We start from the raw sequence: 23,028 nt of genomic DNA, 5'->3' as shown, positions 1-23,028 counted from the left end.
CTCAGCGCAGCACCGGGTAGTTGGCGCGGATGAGGCCGTGCGGGTCGCGGGAGCGCTTGAGGTCGCGCAGCCGGGCCAGCACGTCGACGGGGAACGCGGCCGTGGCCCGCTCACCGGGACTCAGCGAGGTGTAGGGCTTGCGTCCGCTGCTCCACGGGACCAGGTCCGCTGAGATCGCGTCCTGGCGGGCCCGTACGGCGGCGGCCGCCTCGGGTGAGGGTGAGAGACCCAGCATGGCCAGCATGTAGGGCTCGGCCAGGTGGCCGCAGGCGCCACCGTTCGCGGCCGGGCGGGACAGGGCGCCGCCGAGGTGGCGGATCTGCACGCTCAGCAGCGGGGCGATCGGCGCGGAGAGCAGCGCCGCCACGACCTCGTCGGCCAGGTCGGTCAGCAGCTCTCCCCGGTTCACCCCCGCTCCGGGAGCGGTGGGCTCGGCGCAGACGGAGTCCAGCTCGGCCACCCGCAACGGGCCCCTGCTGTCCGAGATCACTCCGTCGATCTTGTCCAGACGGCGCAGCAGGTCCTGGGCCTCCCCCGCCTCTCCCAGGAACGTCACGTCCACGGCGACCATGGGCGCCGCCCCGGGAAAGTGCAGCAGGTCGAACCAGACGCTCAGCTCGTCGGGGGCGTCGGCGGTGATCTCCCGGAACGCCTGGAGCACGAGCGGGGCGCTCTCGCCGGACCACATGACGCGTCCCCCGTACAGGTGCGGCGCCGGGTGCAGGTCGAACTCGACGGCGGTCACCACGGCGAAGTCGCCGCCGCCACCTCGCAGCGCCCAGAACAGCTCGGCGTCGGACTCGGCGCCGACCGTGGCCCGCACGCCGTCGGCGCCGACCACGTCGAAGGCGCGCACGCTGTCGGCGGCGAAGCCGTGCCGGCGGCCGAACCAGCTCAGCCCCCCACCCAGGGTGTAGCCCACCACGCTGGGGCCCGAGGAACTGCCGGCCAGCCCGGTCAGCCCGTGTGGTCCGGCGACGGCGAGCACCTCGCCCCACCTCACCCCCGCCCCGACCCGCGCGGTGCGCTGCTGCGGCCGTACGTCCACCCCGCCCAGCCGCCCGGTGCGCAGCAGGATCACCCCCTCCACGTCGCCGCTCGCGCCGTGTCCCAAGGGCTGGGCGGTCACGCACAGCCCGGCGAGGCGCGCCCAGGTGACCAGCGCCGCCACGTCGTCGGCGTCCTCCGCCTCGACCACCGCCGCCACCGGCTGGTCGACCGCGAGGTTCCACGCCCGCCTGGCCTGCTCGAACCCCTCGTCGCCCGCCGCCAGCACCGGCCCTCTGACCGCGCGCCGCAGATCGTCCCCGATCGTCATGATCGCCTCTCCCCTTTCACCGTTACCGGTCCCACTGTCGAACGAGTCGGCTGGGGTCGAGCTGAGGTCGGGTTGAGATCCGGGATCCGCTCGCACCCGAGCGGATCCCGTGCAACCTTCCGTCTCATCGCAGCGTCTATAGGGGTCAAAGCGGGGCATGCGCCACGGGGACAGACAGGCGTGTGAGCCCGGAAGCCTGCGAGAAGGGGACCCCCACAGGTGCGTGCACTGACGGGCAAGGCCAAGAGGGCGATCTACCGGCTGTTCGAGGCGAGGAACCGAAGGCGTGAACGGACCGCGCCACCCCCGTCCACACACCAGGTCAAGATCCTGCTCCTGCACGCGTACGGCATGGGCGGCACCATCAGAACGGTCTTCAATCTGGCCGGCTACCTGGCCTCGACCGGACACGACGTGGAGATCGTCTCCATCCTCAAGGAGGCGGAGGAGCCGTTCTTCCCCATCGACCCGAGGGTGAGGTTCCGCTTCCTCGACGACAGGTTGGTCCCGCCGACCGGCCTGCGCGGCCGGCTGTCGAGGATGCCGAGCAGGCTCATCCCGCCGCAGGAGGCCGCCTACCACCGCTTCAACGTGTGGACCGACCTGCGACTGGCCCGATGGATCCGCTCGGTCGACACCGGCGTCATCATCGCCACCAGACCCGGGCTCAACCTGGCCCTCGCCCAGTTGGCCCTGCCGAGCGTCATCACCGTCGGCCAGGAGCACGTGGCCCTGCGGGGACAGTCGCAGGAGGTGCAGAAGGTCATCAAACGGCGTTACCGCAGATTCGACGCCCTCGTCACCCTCACCAAGGCCGACATGCGCGACTACCGCGCGACGCTGCGGCGAAAGCCTGGGAAGCTGGCGAGGATCCCCAACGCCGTGCCACCCATGACCGGCGGGATCTCCGAACTGGAGGGCAAGGTCGTGGTCGCCGTCGGCCGCATGACCAAGCTCAAGGGCTTCCACCGCCTCATCGCCGCGTGGGAGACCGTGGCGGCCACCCATCCCGACTGGACCCTGCGCATCTTCGGCGCGGGACCGCAGGAGGACAACCTGCGGTCCCAGATCGCCGAGGCGGGACTGCAGGGCAGGGTCGAACTGCCCGGCCCCACCTCCGACATCGGCGCCGAGTTGGAGAAGGCTTCGATCTTCGCGCTCAGCTCCCGCCACGAGGGCTTCCCCATGACGATCCTCGAGGCGATGGCCAAAGGGCTGGCGATCGTGAGCTTCAACAGCCCGCACGGCCCCAAGGAGATGATCACTGACGAGGTCGACGGGCTGCTGGTCACGCCGCGCACCGACGCCAACCTCGCCGCCGCCCTCAACCGCGTCATCGAGGACGAGGAACTGCGTCGCCGGCTGGCCAAAGGCGCTCTGGCGACCGCCGCCACCTACGACGTGGAATCGGTCGGCGCCATGTGGGACGCCCTTCTGGAGGAGCTGCTGGCCCGCCGCGACGGTACCTACGCACGGCCCTCCTGAGTCTTCGACCGATACGGTGCGGCTCGGATGCTCCCGGGCTCGGTACAGCGGACGGCCGCACCGTCCCCGGCCTCCTCGGCGCCGGGTACGCCGAGACCCTGGTCGACATCACACCAGGAGAGCCCTCCGCCCCTGACGGCCGGTGCGGCCGGGGAAGAACGGAAGGGCACGCGGCCTCTCGGTGTCGCGGGGACCCGCCGGCAACCGGATCCACCGGCCACGAAATTGACGGTGGGAAAGCGTAGGCTTCCGGCCGCCATGGAAAAAGAGGACTCTTCGACGCACCTGACCTTCCGGCTGCTGGGCCCGCTGGAGGTCACCGACGAGGCCGGTCACCCGCTTGACCTCGGCACCAGGAAGCAGCGTGCCCTGGTGACGATGCTGGCGCTGGAGCCTGGCAGGGTGGTCTCGCTGGACGGCCTGATCGACAGGCTGTGGGCGGGCGAGCCGCCCTCCGGCGCGACGAGGACCCTGCAGGCCTACATCGCGCACCTGCGCAGGGTGCTGGAGCCCGACCGCAGGCCGCGCACCCCGCCGAGGGTGCTGCTCACGCGCGAGCCGGGATACCTGCTGGCCGTCGCTCCCGGTCAGATCGACCTGGCGCGCTTCGCGGCGGGCGCCGAGGAAGGTCGCAGGGCACTGGCGCGCGGCGACCACCGGGAGGCGCTCCGGGTGCTGGAGGAGACGCTGGGGCTGTGGCGGGGTGAGCCGCTGGGCGAGTTCACCGATCAGGAGTTCGTCCGGCCCGCCGTCACGCGGCTGCGCGAGCTGTGGGCCACCGCCGTGGAGGACGGATTCGAGGCACGGCTGGCGCTGGGCGAGAGCGGCGCACGCGTGCCGGACCTGGAGGCCCTGGTCGAGACCCATCCCTACCGGGAGCGGCTCTGGGAGCTGCTGGTGCTGGCGCTGTATCGGACCGGCAGGCAGGCCGACGCGCTCGCCGCGCTGCGCCGGGTCCGCGCCCTGCTCGCCGATGACCTCGGTATCCAGCCGGGGCCGCGGCTGCGGCGCCTGGAGCGGGCGGTGTTCGAGCAGGCCGTCGAGCTGGAGACCTCCGGCCTCGCTCCCGGCCCGTCTCCCGGTGCGGACCCGGTGCCGTCTCTCGCCGCGCTCGTCCGGCCCGCACCGGCCCGCGCCGCGACGGGAGACGGGGCCGGTGACCTCGTGACCGCCGAGACCCTGGTCGCCAGGGAGGCGCAGCTGCGTCTGGTGGCCGAGCGGCTGGCCTTGGCGAGGCGCGGGAAGGGCGGGGTGGTGCTGGTGACCGGGGAGGCCGGGATCGGCAAGACCCGGCTCGCGCGGGCCGTGGCCGACGAGGCCGCCGGGCGGGGTTTCCGGGTGGCCTGGGGGCGCTGCGTCGACGGAGCGGCCCCCGCGTTCCGTCCCTGGATCCAGGTGTTGCGCGAGTGCGGCGGGAAGAACCCGTTCCACGGCGAGACGGCGTCACCGGTCCGCGGTCCGAGCTTTGAACCCGGCCAGGACCGTCCGAGCCCTGATCCTCGCCCGGCCCTTCCGAGTTCCGGGCCCGGTCCGGACGGTGAGGCCTCGGCGGGCTCCGGTGCTCCTCCCGGGCTCGGCTCCAGCCCGGGTCTCGATCCCGACGCCGCCCTGTTCGAGCTGTACGAGCGGGTGACGGCGACGCTGACCTCCACCGGCGGCCCGCTCCTGGTGGTCCTGGAGGACCTGCACTGGGCCGACGCCTCCTCGCTGCGGCTGCTGACCTTCGTCGCGGGCGAGCTGGCACGCCACCCGGTGCTGGTGATGGCGACATTGCGTCCCGAACCGGGCGACCACCCCGCGCAGCTGCGCGACACCCTCGGCGCGTTGTCCGGGGAGCCGGGGACCATGCACCTGGAGCCGGCCCTGTTTCGTGCGCAGGACGTGTCGTCCTACCTGCGTCTGCGGCGGATTCCCGACGATCCCCGGCTGGTCGAGGTGCTGCTGGAGCGGAGCGGCGGCAACCCCTTCTACCTGGGCGAGCTGCTGCGCCTGCGCGAGGGTGAAGGCGAGCACTGCCTGGTGGCGGGACTGCCCGCCGGAGCACGTGACGTCATCGAACGCCGGGCGGCGAGGCTTCCCGAGGAGACGCGGGAGCTGCTGCGGGCGGCGGCGGTCACCGGGCGCGAGGTGGACATCGACGTGCTCGAAGCCGTCACGGGCATTCCCGCCGAGCGGGTGATGGCCCTGCTGGAACCGGCGGTGGCGAGCGGGCTGCTGGCCGAGCCGCCCGGTGGCCCCGACTACCGTTTCTCCCACGCCCTGGTGCGCGACGCGCTGCTCGCCGGGCTCGGCCGCCTGGCGCGGGCCCGGCTGCACCTGCGTACGGGCGAGTGCCTGGAGGCCATGCCGGGCACCGAGCCCGCCACCCTGGCCCATCACTTCGCCTCGGCCGCCAGGGTCGGCGGCGCGTCCAAGGCGGTGGAGTACGCCTCCCGCGCGGCCAGGCGGGCCACGGCCCAGCTCGCGTACACCGAGGCCGTCGAGCTGTGGGAGCTGGCTTTGAACTCACTGCCCGCCGACCGCGGCCGTGGCGACGGCGGCAGGTCCAGGTGCGCGTTGCTGACGGAGCTGGGGCAGGCTCGCCGTACGGTCGGCGACGCCGCGGCGGCACGCCGGGATCTGGAGGAGGCGATCGAGCTCGCCCTGCGGCTGGGTGACAGGGATGCCCTGATCTCCGCGATCACCGTCTCCGGCGGACTCGCCCTGTGGTTGTGGCGCCCCTACGGGGTGGTCGACACCGCGATGGTCGCCGTGCTTGAGGACCTGCTGGCCGGGCCGCTCGACGACCGCGACCGGGCCGCGCTGCTGGGCACCCTCGCCGTCGAGCTGCACTACGGCCCGCGGCGCGCCGAGAGCGAGCGGCACGCGGCGCGAGCCGTGGAGATCGCCCGCGGCCTGGACGATCCCGCGCTGCTGGCACGGACCCTGAACAACTACCTGCTCGCCTGCTGGGTGCCCGGCCGCAACCCCGAGCGACTGCGGGCCGCGAAGGAGATGCTGTCCCTGCCGCATCTGCCGCGAGCCACCGAGCTGGTGGCCCGGGTCTTCCGGATGGCCTGCCTGATGCGCGCCGGCGACCTGACCGGCTGGGATCTCGATCTGGCCCGCTGCGAACGGCTGGTCGAGGAGGTACGCCGCCCCGAGCTGGAGGCCATGGTCCGCATCGCCCAGACCGCCAGATGCACCCTCGAAGGCCGTTGGGCGGACGCGGAATCGCTCGTCACCCGTTTCGGGAAGATGGGCTACGGCTCCAGCGTCTGGGGGCAGGAGTTCCGGCTGCTGCTCACGATGTTCACCTGCGACCGGGGGCGCGGCCGGGTCGCGGAGACCCTCGACGGGCTGCTCGCCTCGGCGGAGGACCCGTCGCTGGTGCCGCTGCGCCCGATCGCGGTGCTGGCCGCCCTCGACTCCGGCCGTCCGGATCTCGCCCGCGAGCTGGTCGCCCGCTGGGGCACAGAGGTCGCGGACGACTGGATCGCCGACTTCCTCATCCCTGTCTGGGGCCTGGTCGCCGCCGGGCTCGGCGTCCCCGACCCCGAGGAGCTGTACGACAGGCTCGCCCCGCACGGCGACCAGCTGATCGTCGCCGGGACGGGCAGCACGGCGTGGGGTTCCACCCACCTGGTCCTCGCCGAGCTGGCGGCGCGGCTGGGCCGCGCCGACCGGGCTCGTGAGCACGCCCGCGAGGCGGTCGAGACGCACCGGCGGCTCGGCCTGGCCCACCTGGAGGAGCGGAGCCTGCGGCTGCTGGCCCGCCTGAGCTGATCCGGCCGCCTCACCCGGCCACCGGTTCACCAGCGTTGGTGGACCTGCGGGCGGATCAGCTCGTCGTAGATCTCCCGCACCCTCGTGAGGGTCGGCTCGGGCAGCGCGTCCACGGCGGCGGCGGCCGCGTTGGCACGGGCCTGTCCGGGATTGCGGGCACCGGGGATGACCACGGAGACACCGGGCTGGTCGATGATCCAGCGCAGCGCGAACTGCGCCATGGTGGCCTGCGGCGGCACCAGCGGTGCCAGGCGGCGGACCGCCTCCAGGCCGGTGGCGAAATCGACTCCGGAGAAGGTCTCGCCGACGTCGAAGGACTCGCCGTGCCGGTTGAAGGTGCGGTGGTCGTCCGCGCCGAAGACGGTGGACTCGTCGTATTTGCCGGACAGCAGGCCGCTGGCCAGCGGGACACGGGCGATGATGCCGACCCCGGCCTCGGCCGCCGCCGGGAGCACCTTCTCCAGCGGCTTGAGCCGGAAGGCGTTGAGAATGATCTGCACGGTGGCCACGCCCGGCCGGGCGATCGCGGTGAGCGCCTCGTCGCAGGTCTCCACGCTCACCCCGTAGGCGGCCACGCGGCCCTCCTCGACGAGCGTGTCGAGGTCGTCGAAGACCCTGTCCGTCGCATAGACCGGGGTGGGCGGGCAGTGCAGCTGCACCAGGTCGAGGGTGTCGACGCCGAGGTTGGCGCGGGAGCGGTCGGTCCACGCCCGGAAGTTGTCCAGGGTGTAGGCCGAGGGCTCCTGCGCGACGCGGCGGCCCATCTTGGTGGCCACGGTCAGCCCGGGCCTGGCCTTGATCAGCCGCGAGACGATCCGCTCGCTGCGTCCGTCGCCGTACACGTCGGCGGTGTCGACGAAGGTGACCCCCGCCTCCACCGCGGCGTCGAGGGTGGCCAGGGCCTCGTCCTCGCCGACCTCACCCCAGTCGGCACCCAGTTGCCATGCGCCGAGCCCGACGACGCCGACCTGCCTGCCCGTTCTTCCCAATTCGCGCTGTTCCACATCAGTGATCGTAGCCCGCACGCACGGCGGGAATCACCGGCACCCGGGCGGGGCAGGCCGGCGGTGCGGTGTCCCCCTCCTACCGCGACACGCTCGGTACCACGTGGGCGTCGGGACCGGGGAAGACGAGGCTTTCGTGCTCGTCGCCCTCCCAGCGGACCATGTAGGGCGGGCTTCCGTCCTCGTTGCGCAGCTCGATGATCAAGCCGACCTTGCGAGGATCGCCGTTGCGGGCGCCCTCCACGATCAGTTTGTCGCCTATGGTTGCCTTCATGGTGTCCTCCCGTATGGGGAAGATGCTGCCTCCGTGGCCATCCTCCCTTTCCATGGGATCACCCTGCGGCGCATTCGTCCAGGTGGGAGACACCCTGAGGCCTGCTGGAGCACCCCATCGGCGTCAGACTTTACTTATATAAGTCGATACTGAGACAGTGAGGCCATGCACGCGCTCGACGTTCTCGGCGATCCGGTCCGGCGCCGGATCCTGGAGTTGCTCGCCGACGGCGAGCGGGCGGCCGGTGAGATCAGCGCCGTGGTGCAGGAGGAGTTCGGGATCTCGCAACCCGGCGTCTCGCAGCACCTGCGCGTGCTGCGGGACAACGGGTTCGCGACCGTACGTGCCCAGGGGACCCGAAGGCTGTACGCCGTCGACCCCGCCCCGCTGCGGGAGGTGGACAGGTGGCTTGACCGCTATCGGCACTTCTGGAACCAGCACCTCGACGCCCTGGGCACCGAGATCGCGCGGGGAAAGCGGGAGCGTCGCGTCAGGGAGGCGAAGCCCTCGCCGACACCGGGCGCCGACACCGGCCCGTGAGACCGGCCCCGCCGTCCCTGTGGCCTGGGGGCTCAGGGTGAGCCACGCTCGAAGGGCCGTCCCAGCGCCCCGGGTTCGCGGCGCCGGTTCGTGAGCAGCAGCATCGCGAGCAGGGCCAGCAGGTACGGCGCCGCTATGAGCAGTTGCGCGTTCAACTCCAGGCCCAGCGCGGGCAGCGCCAGGCGCATGGCGTCGGCGAGGCCGAAGATCGCGCAGCCGAGCAGGGTGCGTCCCAGCCGCCAGCCGCCGAAGATCACCGCCGCGACGACGATGTACCCCCGTCCGGCCGTCATGTTCTGGTTGAACGAGCCGACCTCGCCGACCGCGAGGTACGCGCCGCCCAGCCCGGCCAGCGCGCCGCACCACAGCAGTGCCTGGCGGCGGCGCGCGTTGACCCGGATGCCGGTGACGTCGGCGGCACGCGGCCGCTCGCCGACCGCCCGCAACTCCAGGCCCCACCTGCTGCGCTCGACCAGCCACCAGGTCAGCGGGACGATGACGACCAGCAGGTAGGCCGGCCAGCGCTCGACGAACAGCGGGGGGCCGATCAGCGGTATGTCGCGCAGCCAGGGGACGCTGACCTGTGACACCTGGTGGGAGTCGAAGTCGCTGACCGTGATCAGGTAGCCGGTCACCCCGAGGACGAGGGCGTTGAGCACCAGACCGGCCACGAAGGTGTCGATCTCCAGCCGGTGGGAGAGGTTGCCGTGGACGAGGCCGATGAGGAGCCCGACCAGCACGCCCGCGACCAGCCCCGCGGTGGCGCTGCCGGTGGCACTGGCCGTGGCGATCGAGCCGAACGCGGCGCCCAGCATCATCGCCTCGACGGAGATGTTCATGGCACCGGCCCGCTCGGCGAGATACTCCCCGCACGCCGCGAAGGCGAGCGGCACCGTGAGCCGTACCCCGCTGGACAGGATGGTGGAGACGTCGTCCGCGCCGATCACAGGGCCGTCCTCTCCGCGACGGGCGCGGCCCCGTGCCCGTCGCGTGCGGCGCGCACGCCGGTTCCGCGGCGCCGGAGCGCGGCGATGACGGCGGGCGGGGCGACGAAGGCCAGCACCAGCAGGGCCTTCACCACGTCCACGACGAACGAGGGCACACCGGTCGCGGCGAGGAAGCCGCCACCGGAGCGCAGCGCGCCGAACAGCAGGGCGACCGCCACGGCCGGCACCGGCCGGTTGCGGGCGACGAGGGCGACGAGCAGTCCGTCCCAGCCGATGTTCATCGCCATGCCCGGCTGCAGCCGGTGGACGCCCACCGGGCTGGTCAGCAGCACGGCCCCGGCCAGCCCGGCGAAGGCGCCGGAGACGGCCAGCGCCGCGCCGCCCAGCGCGTCGGCGCGTACCCCCGCGTGCCTGGCGGCGAGCGGATTGAGTCCGAGCATGGTGAGCCCGAACCCCCAGCGGGTGCGGGTGATCGCCGTCGCGACGATCGCCGCTCCGGTCACCGCGATCAGCAGGCCGCCGTTGACCTGCAGGTCCGGATATTCCCCGATCGAGCCGAGCAGCGCGCTCGCCGGCAGCGGGTTGGACTGCGGCGCGACGACGGCGTCACCGATCCGCGACTCCTGCAGCAGCCACGGCGTGTTCACCGCGAACGCGACGAGCTGCTGGGCGACGAAGGTCATCAGCAGCGTGCTGACCACGATGTTGACGCCCCGCAGCCGGTACATCAGCGCGCTGAGGCCCGCCCACGCGCCACCGGCCAGCGCGGCGACCGTGAGCACGACCACCAGCAGCGCCGGGCCGGTGACCGCGAGGCGCAGTCCCACCCAGGCGGCGAAGAGCGCCCCGACGAGCACCTGGCCCTCCTGCCCGATGTTGAACACACCGGACCTGGCGCTGACGCACGCGCCCACGGCGACGAGCAACAGCGGCGCCGTGTACAGCAGGGTGGAGGTCCAGGCCGTCCAGTCAGCCACGCTGCCCTGGAAGAGTGCCCGCACCGAGGCGAGCGGGGATCCGCCGGTCACGGCGATGAGCAGCGACGACAGGGCGAGCGCCACGACCACGCCCGCGACGGTCGCCAGGCCGGTCTTCCAGCCGGACGCGCCGGGGCCGGGGGTGAGGAGGGCGAGCAGGCGTCCGGACGGGTTCGGGCCGGCGTTCGGGGGGGTTTCTCTCACGCGGTCGCCCCGCCCACCAGCATTCCGAGCCGCTCGGCCGTGGCCTCCCCGCCGGAGAGGACGCCGGTGATCCTTCCCGAGGAGATCACCGCGATCCTGGAGGCGAGGGTCATGACCTCCTCCAGTTCCGTGGAGATCAGCAGTACGGCCATCCCTTCGGACGCGACGTCGCGCAGCCGCCGGTGCATGTCCTCGATGGCGCCCACGTCCAGCCCCCGCGAGGGCTGGGCCACGACCAGGACGGCCGGGCGGGCGGAGAGTTCGCGGGCGAGCACGACCCGCTGCCGGTTTCCTCCGGAGAGGTCGCGCACCGGGGTGTCCGTCGACGGGGTGACGATGCCGAACTCAGCCACCATGCGGCGGGCGAGGGCGTGTGTCCTCCTGCGATCGAGGAACACCCGGCCGCTCACGGCGTCCAGCGACTTCATGACCAGGTTCGCCGCGACGCTCATGTCCAGCACCAGCCCGAAACCGTGCCGGTCCTCGGGCACGATGCCGAGCCCGGCGGCGTGCAGCGCACCCGGGCGGTTCAGATCGACCGGTCTGCCGGAGATCTCGACCGTCCCCGAGTCCGGTACGGCGAGCCCGGACAGCAGGTCACCCAGGCTCGACTGGCCGTTGCCCTCGGCCCCGTACAGGCCGACGATCTCACCGGGGGCGACGTCCAGCCCGAGATCGGACAGGACGGGCACGCCGTCGACAGTGAGGGTGAGGCCGCGCAGCCGCAGCGCGGGCGCCGGGGGGTCCTGGACGGCCGTGCCCGCCTCATCTGTCCCGATCTTCTCGGCCCTGAGCTCCTCGGGCCTGAGCTCGGTCATCGTGGCTTTTCCCGGCCCGGCCTCACCCGTCACGGCTCCTCCGGCTCCGGCCTCGGGACCGGTCTCGGTCATCGCGGCCTTCCCGGGTCCGTCACCCCTCGCGGACCCGTACGTCCCCGGCAGCACGCCGAGGGCGGCGGCCTCGGCGCCCAGGGAGACCTCCCTGCCGACCATCCACCTGGCCAGTTCCCGCGGGCCCGTCCGCGCGGTCGCGCCACGGAAGACGACCTTTCCCCCGCGCAGCACGGTCACCCGGTCGGTGGCCGCGGTGATCTCGTCCAGCTTGTGGCTGATCAGGATGACGGCGCGGTTCTCCGAACGGACCGCGCGGCGCAGCACGCCGAACAGCTCGGCCGACTCCGCCCGGGTCAGCACGGACGTCGGCTCGTCGAGGACGAGCACCGACGGGTCCCCGCGCAGGCACTTGATCAGCTCGACCCGCTGCCGCTCGCCCGCGGAGAGTCCCGCGACCCTGGCCAGCGGGTCGACCGGCAGACCGTAGCGCCGGGAGATCTCCAGCACCTGGTCGCGGGCGGCGGCCCTGTCGATTCTCCCGGTGTCGCCCAGGACGACGTTCTCCCAGACCGTGAGCGGGTCGATCAGGCTGAAGTGCTGGTGCACCATGCCGATGCCTAGCGCCGCGGCCTGCCTCGGGCTGCCGATGTCGACGGGCTCGTCATCGCGCAGGACGGTTCCGGCGTCCCGCCGGACGAGTCCCAGCAGGATCTTCATGAGCGTCGACTTGCCGGCCCCGTTCTCACCGAGCAGGCCGTGGATCTCTCCCCGGTACACGTCGAGATCCACGGCGTCGCAGGCCACCACCTGGCCGTAGCTCTTGCTCACTCCCCGCAGCCGCAGCGCGGGCACCGGCGGTGGGGAGAGCTCCCCGGCCTGTTCGTCTTCCCGCATCTCAGGAGCCGAGCCTCCGCACTTCCGCCTTGGGGTCGATCTTGCCGCTGCCGACGTCGGCGATGAACGTCTCCAGCCTCTCCTTCTGCTCGGGGGTGGGCTCGCAGATCCTCACGGTGGGGAAAGGGTCGACGCCGAGCTTCCAGACCTTCTCCACGCCCATCCGCAGCTTCGCCGCGGCGAATTCCTCCAGCGCGGCCCTGAAGTAGTCTCCGGGGCTGAAGAGCACCGAGATGTCGAAGGTGGGCGCGGTGGAGGCGCACCGGTCGGTGCCCGGGGTGAGGGTGAGCACGCCGTTGGCGTTGGCCAGCTCCGCCGACGCGTCGGTGGCGCCGCCCAGGTAGGGGTAGACGACCTTGACGCCCTGGCTGATCTGGGCCTGGGTGGCCTCCTTGGCCTTGGCCGAGTCGTTGAGGTCGCCGCTGTAGGTGACCGTCAGCGTGGCCTCGGGGACCACCAGCCGGATGCCCGCCCTGAAGGCCCTCGCCGCCGCGGTGGTGAAGTCGACCTCGGGCCCGGTCACGAACCCGGCCTTGGTCTCGCCTTTCTCCTTCATCAGCAGGCCCGCCGCGTATCCGGCGGCGAGCAGGCTCTGGTCCGCCTCGTCGGTGGAAAGCATGATCTTCGGGGTCTGCGGGATGTTGTCGGAGGAAGGTACGTACCAGGCGGTGCCCGCGCACACCGGCTCCTCGGCGGCGGGAATCGCGTCCCTGAGGTCCGCGGCGCCCAGGGCCACCATGTCGACCTTCTGGCGGCAGAGCGCTCGCGCGGCGTTGAGCGCCTCGCTGGTGTTGACGCCACCGCGCTTGATGATCGTCCAACCCTTCGAGGTGGCGAACTCCTCCGCCGTGTCCACGAAGCTCTGGTAGTAGCCCTTGTCGTTGATGTCACCGGGGCTCAGCACCCCGATGACGACCCGGCCGTCGCCGTTGACGTCCGGCTGGCCAGGGAGCACGGTGCCGCCGTCCTTCTCGGCTCCCGTACCTGCCGGGGCGGGGGTGGTCGCGCGGGGCGCCGTGGCGTCGCCGCTCGCGCATCCGGCGAGCGCCACCGCGGCGAGACAGGCGGTCAGCGCGGCCGTGACCCGGCCCGTTCGATGGTGTGCGGACATGACGATCCTCTCGATCCGATGCCCACGGGGCGCGGGTGGGGAACGAACCTTGGTCGCGGACAGGGGGGTACGGGCTCGTTGGGGGCAGGTTGGGACGCTGCCATGTGGACGCTGCCATTTAACCGCCGTCGGCGTCCATCGTGTTCACCGCCTGCCCAAGGAGGGAGAACTCCCCGGTCGGAAAGCCTTCCGCTCCGTCCCACACGGCCCGTGCGCATCCTCGGGCAGGCGGGCCACGCGCTCGTCGACGCCCTCTTCGCCCGACCCACCGCCGTCCCACGCCGCCCGCGCGGATCCTCGGGCAGGTGGGCCAGATGCTCCTCAGCACCCTCTTCACCCGACCCGTCATCGCCTCGCACGACCCGCGCGGATCCGGCGTACGATGCGGGCATGCCGAACCTCGGGCCCACTGAGCTGCTGATCATCGTCGCTCTGCCCGCCGTGCTCCTGGCGATCGTCGTCGGTGTCGTCATGGCGGCCAGGAAGGGCGGCCGCGCGGTCTCCGGCGGGGTGCCCACCGCGCCACTGACGCCCCAGGGATTGCATGAGACCGTCACCGGGCTGACGCGCCAGGGGCAGAAGATCCAGGCGATCAAGGAGTTGCGCCAGTACACCGGGCTCGGTCTGAAGGAGGCCAAGGATGTCGTCGACGCCGTGGCCATGGGGCGCGACCTGTGGAGCCATCCCCTCATGGCGCGCGTTCGCGCCGCCCATCCCGTGGAGTCCCCGAGCACCATCGCGATCACTGGGCCCGACCTCGCCACTCGCGTGCGCGAGCTCAAGGCCGCCGGCCGTGCCGAGCAGGCGATCCACCTGGTGCGCGGCGAGACCGGCATGGGCGAGCGCGAGGCCGAGCTCTTCGTCGAAGCGCTCTGACTCACCCCGGCCCCTTCAAGCCCCCTTCCCCGAGTCCTTCGAAACCTCCGCCCCTCTTTTCCCGAGCTCCGCGAACCGGGACACTTCGCGGCGAAGCCCTCGGCCCGGGCCGACGAACAGGATCCGAGGCGGCGCTGTCACACCTCAGGGCGTGGTGCGGGTGGTCAGCCGGATGTTCCGAGCATGCCGTTCGGGTCGAGCACGAACTTGGACGCGGCGCCCTGGTCGAACTCCTCGTACCCCTGGGGCGCCCGCTCCAGCGGGATCGGCACGGCGTTGACCGCCTTGGCGATCTGCACCCTGTCGTGCAGGATCGCCTGCATCAGATAGCGGTTGTAGCGCATGACGGGGCACTGGCCCGTGGTGAAGGCGAGCGACTTGGCCCAGCCGAGGCCGAGCCTGATGGACAGCGAACCCTGCTTCGCGGCCTCGTCCGGGGCACCCGGGTCGCCGGTCACGTACAGGCCCGGGATGCCGAGCGCGCCGCCGGCGCGGGTGATGTCCATGAGCGAGTTGAGCACGGTGGCGGGCTGTTCCCTGTCGGAGTCGCCACCGTGGCCGCGCGCCTCGAAGCCGACGGCGTCGACGCCGCAGTCGACCTCGGGCTCGCCGAGGATCTGCTCGATCTGGTCCTTCGGGTCACCCAGCGACACGTCGACGGTCTCGCAGCCGAAGCTGCGGGCCTTTTCCAGCCGTTCCTTGTTCAGGTCGCCGATGATGACCACGGCCGCCCCGAGGAGGAACGCCGAGACGCCCGCGGCGAGCCCGACCGGTCCCGCGCCCGCGATGTAGACGGTCGATCCCGGCTTCACCCCGGCGCTGACGCAGCCGTGGAAGCCGGTCGGGAAGATGTCGGTGAGCATGGACAGGTCGAGGATCTTCTCCATCGCCTGGTCTCTGTCGGGGAACGTGAGCAGGTTCCAGTCGGCGTAGGGCACCAGGACGTACTGCGCCTGCCCGCCGATCCAGCCGCCCATGTCGACGTAGCCGTACGCCGAGCCTGGCCGGTCGGGGTTGACGTTCTCGCAGATCCCGGTCTTGCCCTCCTTGCAGTTGCGGCAGCGGCCACAGGCGATGTTGAAGGGGACGGAGACGAGGTCGCCCTTCTTGACGAACTCCACGTCCGGGCCGAGTTCGACGACCTCGCCGGTGATCTCGTGCCCGAGGATGAGGCCGACGGGCGCGGTGGTGCGGCCACGGACCATGTGCTGGTCGCTGCCGCAGATGTTCGTCGCGACGGTCTTGACGATCGCGCCGTGCGGCACCTTACGGCCCACGTTCGCCGGGTTCACCCCGGGTCCGTCCTTGAGCTCGAACCCGGGATAGTCGATGTCCCGGACCTCCACCTTGCCTGTCCCCTGGTACGAGACGGCCCTGTTGCTCGGCATGACGTCCTCCCTGTTCGTTTCCTCGTGGTGTGCCCTTCCGCGTGACGCCGGCGGAGCGGCCCGCCGCCGTCGAGGGGACGTGAGGGGAATGGTGACGACCACATCCGAACCGATGATGATTTTTCGCCTTTTTTCACCATATACCTGCTGGTTGCGGCGATATCGGGGAGCCATCCCCCTCCGGGATCCGCCTCCCCCAATCCGCCAGAGCCGGTGACCGGCGTGATACCGAAGGATCCCTATCCCGCGTGGGGTCGGCAGCGGCGGTGGACCTCGTCGACCCGCTCGGTGAGCCCTCTTTCGTCGAGGTGTTCCAGGAGCGGCACCGCGACCCTGCGACTGGTGCCGAGGGCCTGCCTGGCCTGACTGACCGTGAACGGCTGCGGCAGCCGGGCGAGCACCCGGCCCGCCAGGACGTCCGCGCCGGGCAGCAGCACGATCCCGTCGGCCACCCGGAGCAGCGCCCCCACCCGTACGGCGGCCGCCAGCTCCCTGGGCCCCAGCCCCAGCTCGGCCAGCCTGCCCGCCTCCGGGGCCAGGAAGGGGCGCGCGGACAGCTCGGCGCCGAGCCGCTCGACGGCCCGGACGACCGGCGCGGGCAGCGCCGGGCGGACACAGGGGCCGCTCACGATCCGTCCGGCCTCCAGGGCGAGCGGCGGGCGCAGGAGCGCCGCGACCAGCCGACGGTCGGGCAGGGCCAGCTCGTGACGGGCCGCCTCCACCGGCATGCCCGGCTCCAGCGGATGCGCCGAGGAGTGGCGCCGCACCACCTCGGGGAGACGCTCCTCCAGCATCGACCAGTGCGCCGGATCGACGTGCCAGTCGCCGCACACCGGCCTTCCCCGAGCACACCCCATCGCCACCAGATCACCGGTACGCAGCAGCAGGTGGGTTCGCAGCAGGGAGGCCGCGTCCGGCGGGGCCGCCGCCAACTCGGCCGCCCGCTGCCGCGCCGCGCCCCGGCGGCGCAGGTCAGGCGGGCGGGGATCGAGCACGCTCGCCCGCGCGAGGACCCGCACCTCGCCCCGGTCGCGCCCGGGATCGCGCAGCAGCAGCACGTCGCCCGCGTGCAGGGGGAGCCGTCCGGCCAGGCGCAGCCGGGCGATCCGCCCACCGAGCGGCCGCACGTCGCACACCACCGCCGCGGAGCCGATGTGCGCGGTCAGCCGCCCCGGAAGATCACCGGCGTCCCAGCCCTCGGAGCGTCCCTCGCCTCCGAACGCCCCAGGGATGTGTTCCCAGGAGCCCTCCGACCCGGTATCCCCGGCGGGCACGCGCGAGCCACCACCTCCGAGGCCGTCCACCTCGAACTCACCAGGCCACCACGGGCCACCGCCCGCGGGTCCCGACGGGCTGAGGCGCACGTCGACCAGGTCGGTGTACGTCCACGCGTCCGGGGTGACCAGGGCAAGGCCACGACAGGGATCGCCATGGCCGCGCATGCCCCGCAGGTTGAGCGCCACCCTGGCCACGCCGGTCACCGAGGCCACCGGCTCCTTCAGGCACTCCAGCGCCCGCACCCGCGCGGGCACGCCGTCGAGATCCAGCTCGTCCCCCGCGGTGATCGTGCCCGCGGGCAAAGTCCCGGTCACGACCGTGCCACTGCCACGTACGGTGAACGCCCGGTCGATCCACAGCCGAACCGGCGCCCCTGGATCGGGTACGGGCAGTCCGGCCACCAGCCGGTCCAGTGCCCGGCGCAGCTCGTCGAGGCCCTGCCCGGTGCGTCCGCTCACGGCCAGCGCCTCGGCACCGCTCAGACCACCCGCCGCCAGACGGGCCCGCGCCCGCTCCACGGCCGGAGCCGGCTCCGCGAGATCGGCGCGGGTCACCACGAGCAGGCCGTGCCGCACCCCCAGGGTCTCCAGCGCCACCAGGTGCTCCTCGGACTGCGGCATCCAGCCCTCGTCGGCCGCCACCACGAACATGACGGCGGGCGCCGGACCGGCCCCGGCCAGCATGGTGGCGAGAAAGCGCTCGTGGCCGGGAACGTCGACGAAGGCGAGCCGCTCCCCCGAGGGCAGCTCCGTCCAGGCGTAACCGAGTTCGATCGTGAGCCCCCGCCGGCGCTCCTCGGCCAGCCGGTCGGGTTCCATCCCGGTGAGCGCCCGCACCAGGGTGGACTTACCGTGATCGACGTGGCCCGCCGTGGCGACGACGTGCATCAGCCACCCGTCCACGCCCCGTGTGCCGACCGGCCGTCCCGACGGTCACACACGGCGGCCCTCACCCCGAGAACGGCGCTCAGTACATCACCGTCCCGGTCCGCGGGCACGGCACGCAGATCGAGCAGGAGACGGCCGCCCTCCACCCTGCCGACGACCGGGAGCCGCCCGGTCCGCAGCGGCACCGCGAACCGCTCGGGCAGGCTGACCGCGGCGCTCGGCAGCCTCACGCCCGGTGCCCCGCCGCCGCCCACCGCCGCCTCGCTCGGCACGGCCCTCGCGTCGATCCCCGTCTCGGCCAGCCTGGCCGCGAGCGCGGCGGCACGCTCGCCGAGCAGCGCGGCGTCGGCGTGCAGAGCTTGGTGGACGGGGGTGGCGGGGCCTCGCAGGGTGGCCTCCAGCGCGGCCAGTGTCAGCTTGTCCACCCGGAGCGCACGGGCCAGCGGGTGTCTGGCGCACCGCTCGACCAGGTCGCGCCGACCCAGCAGCAGCCCGGCCTGCGGACCGCCGAGCAGCTTGTCGCCACTCGCGGTGACAAGGTCGGCTCCGGCCTCCAGAGCGCTCGCCGCGTCGGGCTCGTTCGGCAGCAGCGGCTCCCGCGCGAGCAGACCCGAGCCGATGTCTGCCACCACGGGCACACCCAGCGCGGACAGCTCGGCGACCTCGACCGAGCCGGTGAAACCCTCGATCAGGAAGTTCGACGGGTGCACCTTGAGGACGAAGCCCGTCTCCGGTCCCACCGCCGCCCGGTAGTCGGCGTGGCAGGTGCGGTTGGTCGTGCCCACCTCGCGTAGCCTGGCGCCGGTGGAGACGAGCAGGTCGGGGATGCGGAACCCGTCGCCGATCTCCACCAGCTCGCCGCGGCTGATCACGATCTCCCGCCCGGCGGCGAGCGCGGTGGCCACGAGCACGAGCGCGGCGGCGTTGTTGTTGACCACGTGCACGCCTTCCGCGGCGGGAACGGCCCGCGCGAGCGCGTCCATCGCACCCCGCCCCCGGCGGGCGCGGACTCCGGTGGCCAGGTCGAACTCCACGTCCGCGTAGCCCGCCGCGGCGGCCGTGGCCTCCACCGCCGCAGCCGAGAGCGGCGCGCGGCCCAGGTTGGTGTGGACCAGCACCCCGGTCATGTTGATCACCTGCCGCGAGCTCGCCGGGTACGGCGGGAGCGCCGCCACGGCCGCGTCCGCGATCTCTCCCGGATCGAGCGCGCCCTGCCGTACGCGTCGCTGTGCCCGCACCACGGCGTCCTTGACGACCGTCCGCCCGAGCCTCCCCGCCGCCGCGACCAGCCGCGGGTCGGCGAGGACGGCGTCGGTGCGCGGCACGAGCCTGCGTGGGTCCACTCTCCGAACATAGGCGAAGGCGGAAGGGAATCGAATCCGCCAGGCCGAGGACCTGGGCCTTTGAAGCCCGGCCTCCCATTCCTTCCGCCGGGCGTTCCGGCGAGCGCGTCTCCTCTGGGCGTCGTCGGTCAGGACTTCCCGTCTCTGGTCTCGATGGTGTGAAGCGCCTCACGTGGCCAAATGTTGCGCCAGCGGTCTCCGCACACCCTCGGCCTTCATTCTGAAACCTTGATAGGTCGGATGTCTAGGGGCGACGAACGACGCATGAGCGGATTTTCGTTGGCTTTTGTTACGGCTATTGACGCGATACATCAAATCTTTTAACTTGACCGAAACCCCCCAGTCCCAAACCCCGCCACCTGCCGATTCGACCGGACTCCCGAGTTGACCTGTTGTCGAGTTCGTCGTCGCATGCGCGATTTCGGCTGCCGGCGAGGCTGCACCACGCTTGGAGAAGCACCATGCCAGACCTGTCCCGCAGGCAGTTGATGTCGATCAGCGCAGCCGGAGCCGGAGCTCTGCTGCTCCCCATGCAATGGACGGCGGTGGCCCGAGCCGCTTCGGTGGCGCCTCCGGAAGTACTCGCCGCCAACGACCTGGCCCTCTGGTACGACCGGTCCGCCGGCACCGACTGGCTGCGCGCGCTGCCCATCGGCAACGGACGCCTCGGCGCCATGGTCTTCGGCAACGTCGACCAGGAGCGGCTGCAGCTCAACGAGGACACCGTGTGGGCCGGCGGCCCGTACGACCAGAGCAACCCGAGGGGCGCCGCGGCGCTGGCGGAGATCCGGCAGCTGGTCTTCGAGGACCAGTGGATTCAGGCCCAGAACCTCATCGACCAGGCAATGCTCGGGAACCCCGTGGGCCAGCTGGCCTACCAGCCCGTCGGCAACCTCAGGCTGAGCTTCCCCGGCGGCACCGGCTCGACGGAGTACAACCGCCAGCTGGACCTCACCACCGCCACCACATCCACCACGTACCTCAAGAACGGGGTGCGCTTCCGGCGCGAGGTGTTCGCGAGCGCCCCGGACCAGGTCATCGCGATCCGCCTGACCGCCGACCAGCCCGGCTCGATCACGTTCTCCGCGACCTTCGACAGCCCTCAGCAGAACACGCGCTCCAGCCCGGACGGCGCGACGGTCGCGCTCGACGGCCGGTCCGGCAATCACCGGGGCATCACCGGCTCGGTCCGGTTCCAGGCACTGGCCCGGGCCTTCGCCGAAGGCGGCACCGTCTCCAGCTCCGGCGGCACACTTCAGGTTTCCGCCGCCGACAGCGTGACGGTGCTGGTCTCCATGGGCTCAAGCTACGTGAACTACCAGGACGTGAGCGGCGACTACCAGGGCATCACGCTCGGGCACCTCAACGCCGCCCAGGACAAGACCTTCGCCGAGTTGCGCAGCCGGCACGTCGCCGACTACCAGAAGCTGTTCGGGCGTACGAATCTCGAACTCCCGCGCACCTCGGCGGCCGACCAGCCGACCGACGTCCGGATCGCGCAGCACAACGCCGTCGACGACCCGCAGTTCTCCGCGCTGCTGTTCCAATTCGGCCGGTACCTACTGATCTCCTCTTCGCGTCCCGGCACGCAACCGGCCAACCTCCAAGGCATCTGGAACGAATCGATGTCCCCGTCGTGGGACTCGAAGTACACCATCAACGCCAACCTGCCGATGAACTACTGGCCCGCCGACACGACGAACCTGTCGGAGTGCTACCAGCCGGTGTTCAGCATGATCAACGACCTCACGGTGACCGGCGCCCGCACGGCGCAGGCGCAGTACGGCGCCGGCGGCTGGGTCACCCACCACAACACCGACGGCTGGCGGGCCACCTCGGTCGTGGACGGCGCGTTCTGGGGCATGTGGCAGACCGGCGGAGCATGGCTGGCCACCATGATCTGGGACCACTACCTGTTCACCGGTGACGTCGAGTTCCTGCGGAAGAACTACCCGGCCATGAAGGGCGCCGCCCAGTTCTTCCTTGAGACCCTGGTGGAGGAACCGAGGCTCGGATATCTGGTCACGAACCCCTCCAACTCCCCCGAACTGGCCCACCACGCGAACGCCAGCGTCGCCGCCGGCCCCACCATGGACAACCAGATCCTGCGCGACCTCTTCCACGGGTGCGCCGAGGCGAGCCAAGTCCTCAGTGTGGACGCGAGTTTCCGCGCGCAGGTCCTGGCCGCCGCGGACCGGCTGCCGCCGATGAAGGTCGGTTCGCGCGGCAACATCATGGAATGGCTGTACGACTGGGTGGAGACCGAGCGGAGCCACCGGCACGTCTCCCACCTGTACGGCCTGCACCCCAGCAACCAGATCACCAAGCGCGGCACCCCGGAGCTGTTCGAGGCCGCCCGGCGGACGCTGGAGTTGCGCGGCGACGACGGAACGGGCTGGTCACTGGCCTGGAAGATCAACTACTGGGCGCGGATGGAGGAGGGCAAGCGCGCGCACGACCTCGTCCGCTTCCTCGTGACGCCGGCCAGGCTCGCCCCCAACATGTTCGACCTGCACCCGCCCTTCCAGATCGACGGCAACTTCGGCGCCACCTCCGGTATCGCCGAGATGCTGCTGCAGAGCCATGCCGGTGAACTGCACCTGCTGCCCGCGCTGCCGGAGGCGTGGCCGACCGGGCGGATCGAAGGCCTGCGAGGGCGCGGAGGTTACACCGTCGGCGCGACGTGGAGCGATTCCCAGGCCGACGAATTCCTGATCACGCCCGATCGCGACGGCACGATCAAGGTACGCGGCCAGATGTTCGCCGGACGCTACCGGGTGCTCGACGCCACCCGCGGCGGCACCGCTCGCACCAAGCGGACCGAAGAGCCCGACCTGCTCAAAATCACCGGACAGGCCGGTCACACCTACCGCGCGTACGCCTTGCAGAAGGTCAAGCTCGACGGGCCCGCCGAGGTCGCGCTGGGCCAGGAGGCGACGTTCACCTTCACACTCCGGGCGATCGACATGCCGATCGCACCCAGGACGAGCGTGTCCCTCGAGGTTCCGGACGGGTGGACCGTCACTCCGGCGCAGGTCGTGCTGAAGCCCTTGTCGCCTGACTCCGAGGCCACCGCCGAGTTCAAGGTCACCCCCGCCGCGACCGGCTCGGCGACCAGCGTGGTCGTGACCGGCAAGGCGACCGGCCGTGACTGGACCGCCTCCGCCAAGACCTCGGTCCGGCTGTGGGACGGCAGGGAGACGCCGCTGGAGCAGAACTTCACCAACATCGCCGTGACCGACAACGGCAACACCGCCCCCGGCAACTTCGACGGCAACGGCGCCAGCATCTCCGCCCAGGCGCTGGCCCAGGTCGGCGTCACCCCCGGCAGCACGGTCAGCAAGGGCGGGATCGACTTCAAGTGGCCGGCCGTCCCGGTGGGCACCGCCGACAACGCCATCGCCTCCGGCCAGTCCATCAAGCTGAGCGGCTCGGGCGCGAAACTCGGCTTCCTGCTGACCGGAACGTACGGCGCGGTTTCCGGGCCGGCCACCATCGTCTACAAGGACGGCACGAGGCAGACCTTCACCCTCAGCTCCCCCGACTGGTACGGCGCCCCCAGGCCGGAGGGCGACGCCGCCATCGTGGCTTCCTACCAGAACCGTCCGGGAAACCAGCAGGTCAACACCGCCGCGACCATCTACTACGTCGGCGTGGCGCTGCAGGACAAGGAGGTCTCCCGCCTCGACCTGCCGAACATCAGCGCGAGAGCGCAGTCGGGCGTCGCGACCATGCACATCTTCGCCGTCGCGATAGGCGGATAGCACCCCCGGATAACCGCCGAGCCTGACCGAAGGGCCGCGGGGGGGGGGCGCCCCCCCCCCCCCCCCCCCCCCCCCCGCGCCCCCCGCGGGGGGGCCCCCCCCCCCGGCCCCCCCGACCGGTGGACCACAGGACCCCCCCC

At 72.0% G+C, this 23,028-nt stretch carries 15 protein-coding genes; 5 read left to right on the top strand and 10 right to left on the bottom strand.

All coding sequences use genetic code 11. The features are described 5' to 3' along the window. Position 1: 1 nt before the first annotated feature. Positions 2 to 1,318 (bottom strand): FAD-binding oxidoreductase, encoded by a 1,317-nt coding sequence (locus ACIBH4_RS38785; RefSeq protein WP_362506284.1) that lies wholly within the window; start codon positions 1,316 to 1,318, stop codon positions 2 to 4. A 219-nt stretch (positions 1,319 to 1,537) separates the two neighbouring features. Here ACIBH4_RS38785 and ACIBH4_RS38780 point away from each other — a divergent pair, with 219 nt between their 5' ends. Both ACIBH4_RS38780 and ACIBH4_RS38775 read left to right on the top strand, forming a co-directional pair. Beyond that, a complete protein-coding gene (locus tag ACIBH4_RS38780) occupies positions 1,538 to 2,803 on the top strand; it encodes a glycosyltransferase family 4 protein (RefSeq protein ID WP_362770095.1) in 1,266 nt (421 codons plus the stop codon). Between the two features lie 258 nt (positions 2,804 to 3,061). Further along, a complete protein-coding gene (locus ACIBH4_RS38775) occupies positions 3,062 to 6,568 on the top strand; it encodes a BTAD domain-containing putative transcriptional regulator (protein WP_362506278.1) in 3,507 nt (1,168 codons plus the stop codon). Positions 6,569 to 6,594: 26 nt separating this feature from the next. Here ACIBH4_RS38775 and ACIBH4_RS38770 read toward each other — a convergent pair whose 3' ends face one another. Both ACIBH4_RS38770 and ACIBH4_RS38765 read right to left on the bottom strand, forming a co-directional pair. Continuing rightward, on the bottom strand, positions 6,595 to 7,572 hold the full coding sequence (locus ACIBH4_RS38770) for an aldo/keto reductase (protein ID WP_362506275.1): 978 nt from the start codon (positions 7,570 to 7,572) through the stop codon (positions 6,595 to 6,597). 79 nt (positions 7,573 to 7,651) lie between these two features. Continuing rightward, a complete protein-coding gene (locus tag ACIBH4_RS38765; protein ID WP_362506272.1) occupies positions 7,652 to 7,846 on the bottom strand; it encodes a DUF1918 domain-containing protein in 195 nt (64 codons plus the stop codon). Between the two features lie 165 nt (positions 7,847 to 8,011). On the opposite strand from ACIBH4_RS38765, the gene ACIBH4_RS38760 reads away from it, so the two are divergent. After that, positions 8,012 to 8,386, top strand: a complete 375-nt coding sequence (locus ACIBH4_RS38760) for a metalloregulator ArsR/SmtB family transcription factor (protein ID WP_362506269.1) — start codon at positions 8,012 to 8,014, stop codon at positions 8,384 to 8,386. 32 nt (positions 8,387 to 8,418) lie between these two features. On the opposite strand, the gene ACIBH4_RS38755 is transcribed toward ACIBH4_RS38760, so the two are convergent. From ACIBH4_RS38755 to ACIBH4_RS38740, 4 genes are read right to left on the bottom strand one after another with little or no spacing between them, the layout of a single operon-like run. Continuing rightward, positions 8,419 to 9,333: an ABC transporter permease gene (locus ACIBH4_RS38755; protein ID WP_362506266.1), complete on the bottom strand. Its 915-nt coding sequence runs from the start codon at positions 9,331 to 9,333 to the stop codon at positions 8,419 to 8,421. Then, on the bottom strand, positions 9,330 to 10,514 hold the full coding sequence (locus tag ACIBH4_RS38750; RefSeq protein WP_362506263.1) for an ABC transporter permease: 1,185 nt from the start codon (positions 10,512 to 10,514) through the stop codon (positions 9,330 to 9,332). The genes ACIBH4_RS38755 and ACIBH4_RS38750 overlap by 4 nt, the downstream gene beginning before the upstream one ends. After that, positions 10,511 to 12,241, bottom strand: a complete 1,731-nt coding sequence (locus ACIBH4_RS38745; protein ID WP_362770097.1) for an ABC transporter ATP-binding protein — start codon at positions 12,239 to 12,241, stop codon at positions 10,511 to 10,513. Before ACIBH4_RS38745 ends, ACIBH4_RS38750 begins: the two co-directional genes overlap by 4 nt. A gap of 1 nt (position 12,242) precedes the next feature. After that, the gene (locus ACIBH4_RS38740) at positions 12,243 to 13,352 is read right to left on the bottom strand and encodes a BMP family ABC transporter substrate-binding protein (RefSeq protein ID WP_362506257.1); all 1,110 of its coding nucleotides are present in this window, start codon (positions 13,350 to 13,352) and stop codon (positions 12,243 to 12,245) included. A gap of 390 nt (positions 13,353 to 13,742) precedes the next feature. On the opposite strand from ACIBH4_RS38740, the gene ACIBH4_RS38735 reads away from it, so the two are divergent. Then, positions 13,743 to 14,228, top strand: coding sequence for a ribosomal protein L7/L12 (locus ACIBH4_RS38735; protein WP_362506254.1), 486 nt, complete (start codon positions 13,743 to 13,745; stop codon positions 14,226 to 14,228). A gap of 164 nt (positions 14,229 to 14,392) precedes the next feature. On the opposite strand, the gene fdhA is transcribed toward ACIBH4_RS38735, so the two are convergent. From fdhA to selA, 3 genes are all read right to left on the bottom strand, one after another. After that, entirely contained in the window at positions 14,393 to 15,616 is a 1,224-nt protein-coding gene (gene fdhA / locus ACIBH4_RS38730; protein ID WP_362506251.1) for a formaldehyde dehydrogenase, glutathione-independent, read from the bottom strand. A gap of 239 nt (positions 15,617 to 15,855) precedes the next feature. After that, entirely contained in the window at positions 15,856 to 17,781 is a 1,926-nt protein-coding gene (locus tag ACIBH4_RS38725; protein WP_362770099.1) for a SelB C-terminal domain-containing protein, read from the bottom strand. Beyond that, positions 17,781 to 19,124 (bottom strand): L-seryl-tRNA(Sec) selenium transferase, encoded by a 1,344-nt coding sequence (gene selA / locus ACIBH4_RS38720; protein ID WP_362506246.1) that lies wholly within the window; start codon positions 19,122 to 19,124, stop codon positions 17,781 to 17,783. Before selA ends, ACIBH4_RS38725 begins: the two co-directional genes overlap by 1 nt. Before the next feature lie 461 nt (positions 19,125 to 19,585). Between selA and ACIBH4_RS38715 the strand changes: the two genes are divergently transcribed. Continuing rightward, on the top strand, positions 19,586 to 22,888 hold the full coding sequence (locus tag ACIBH4_RS38715; RefSeq protein WP_362770102.1) for a glycosyl hydrolase family 95 catalytic domain-containing protein: 3,303 nt from the start codon (positions 19,586 to 19,588) through the stop codon (positions 22,886 to 22,888). The last annotated feature ends 140 nt before the right edge of the window (positions 22,889 to 23,028 follow it).

The sequence above is a fragment of the Streptosporangium sp. NPDC050284 genome, from assembly GCF_044459525.1.
Classification (GTDB): domain Bacteria; phylum Actinomycetota; class Actinomycetes; order Streptosporangiales; family Streptosporangiaceae; genus Streptosporangium.
Note: the sequence above shows the minus strand (reverse complement) of the source record. Positions and strands in the feature narration are given on the sequence as shown.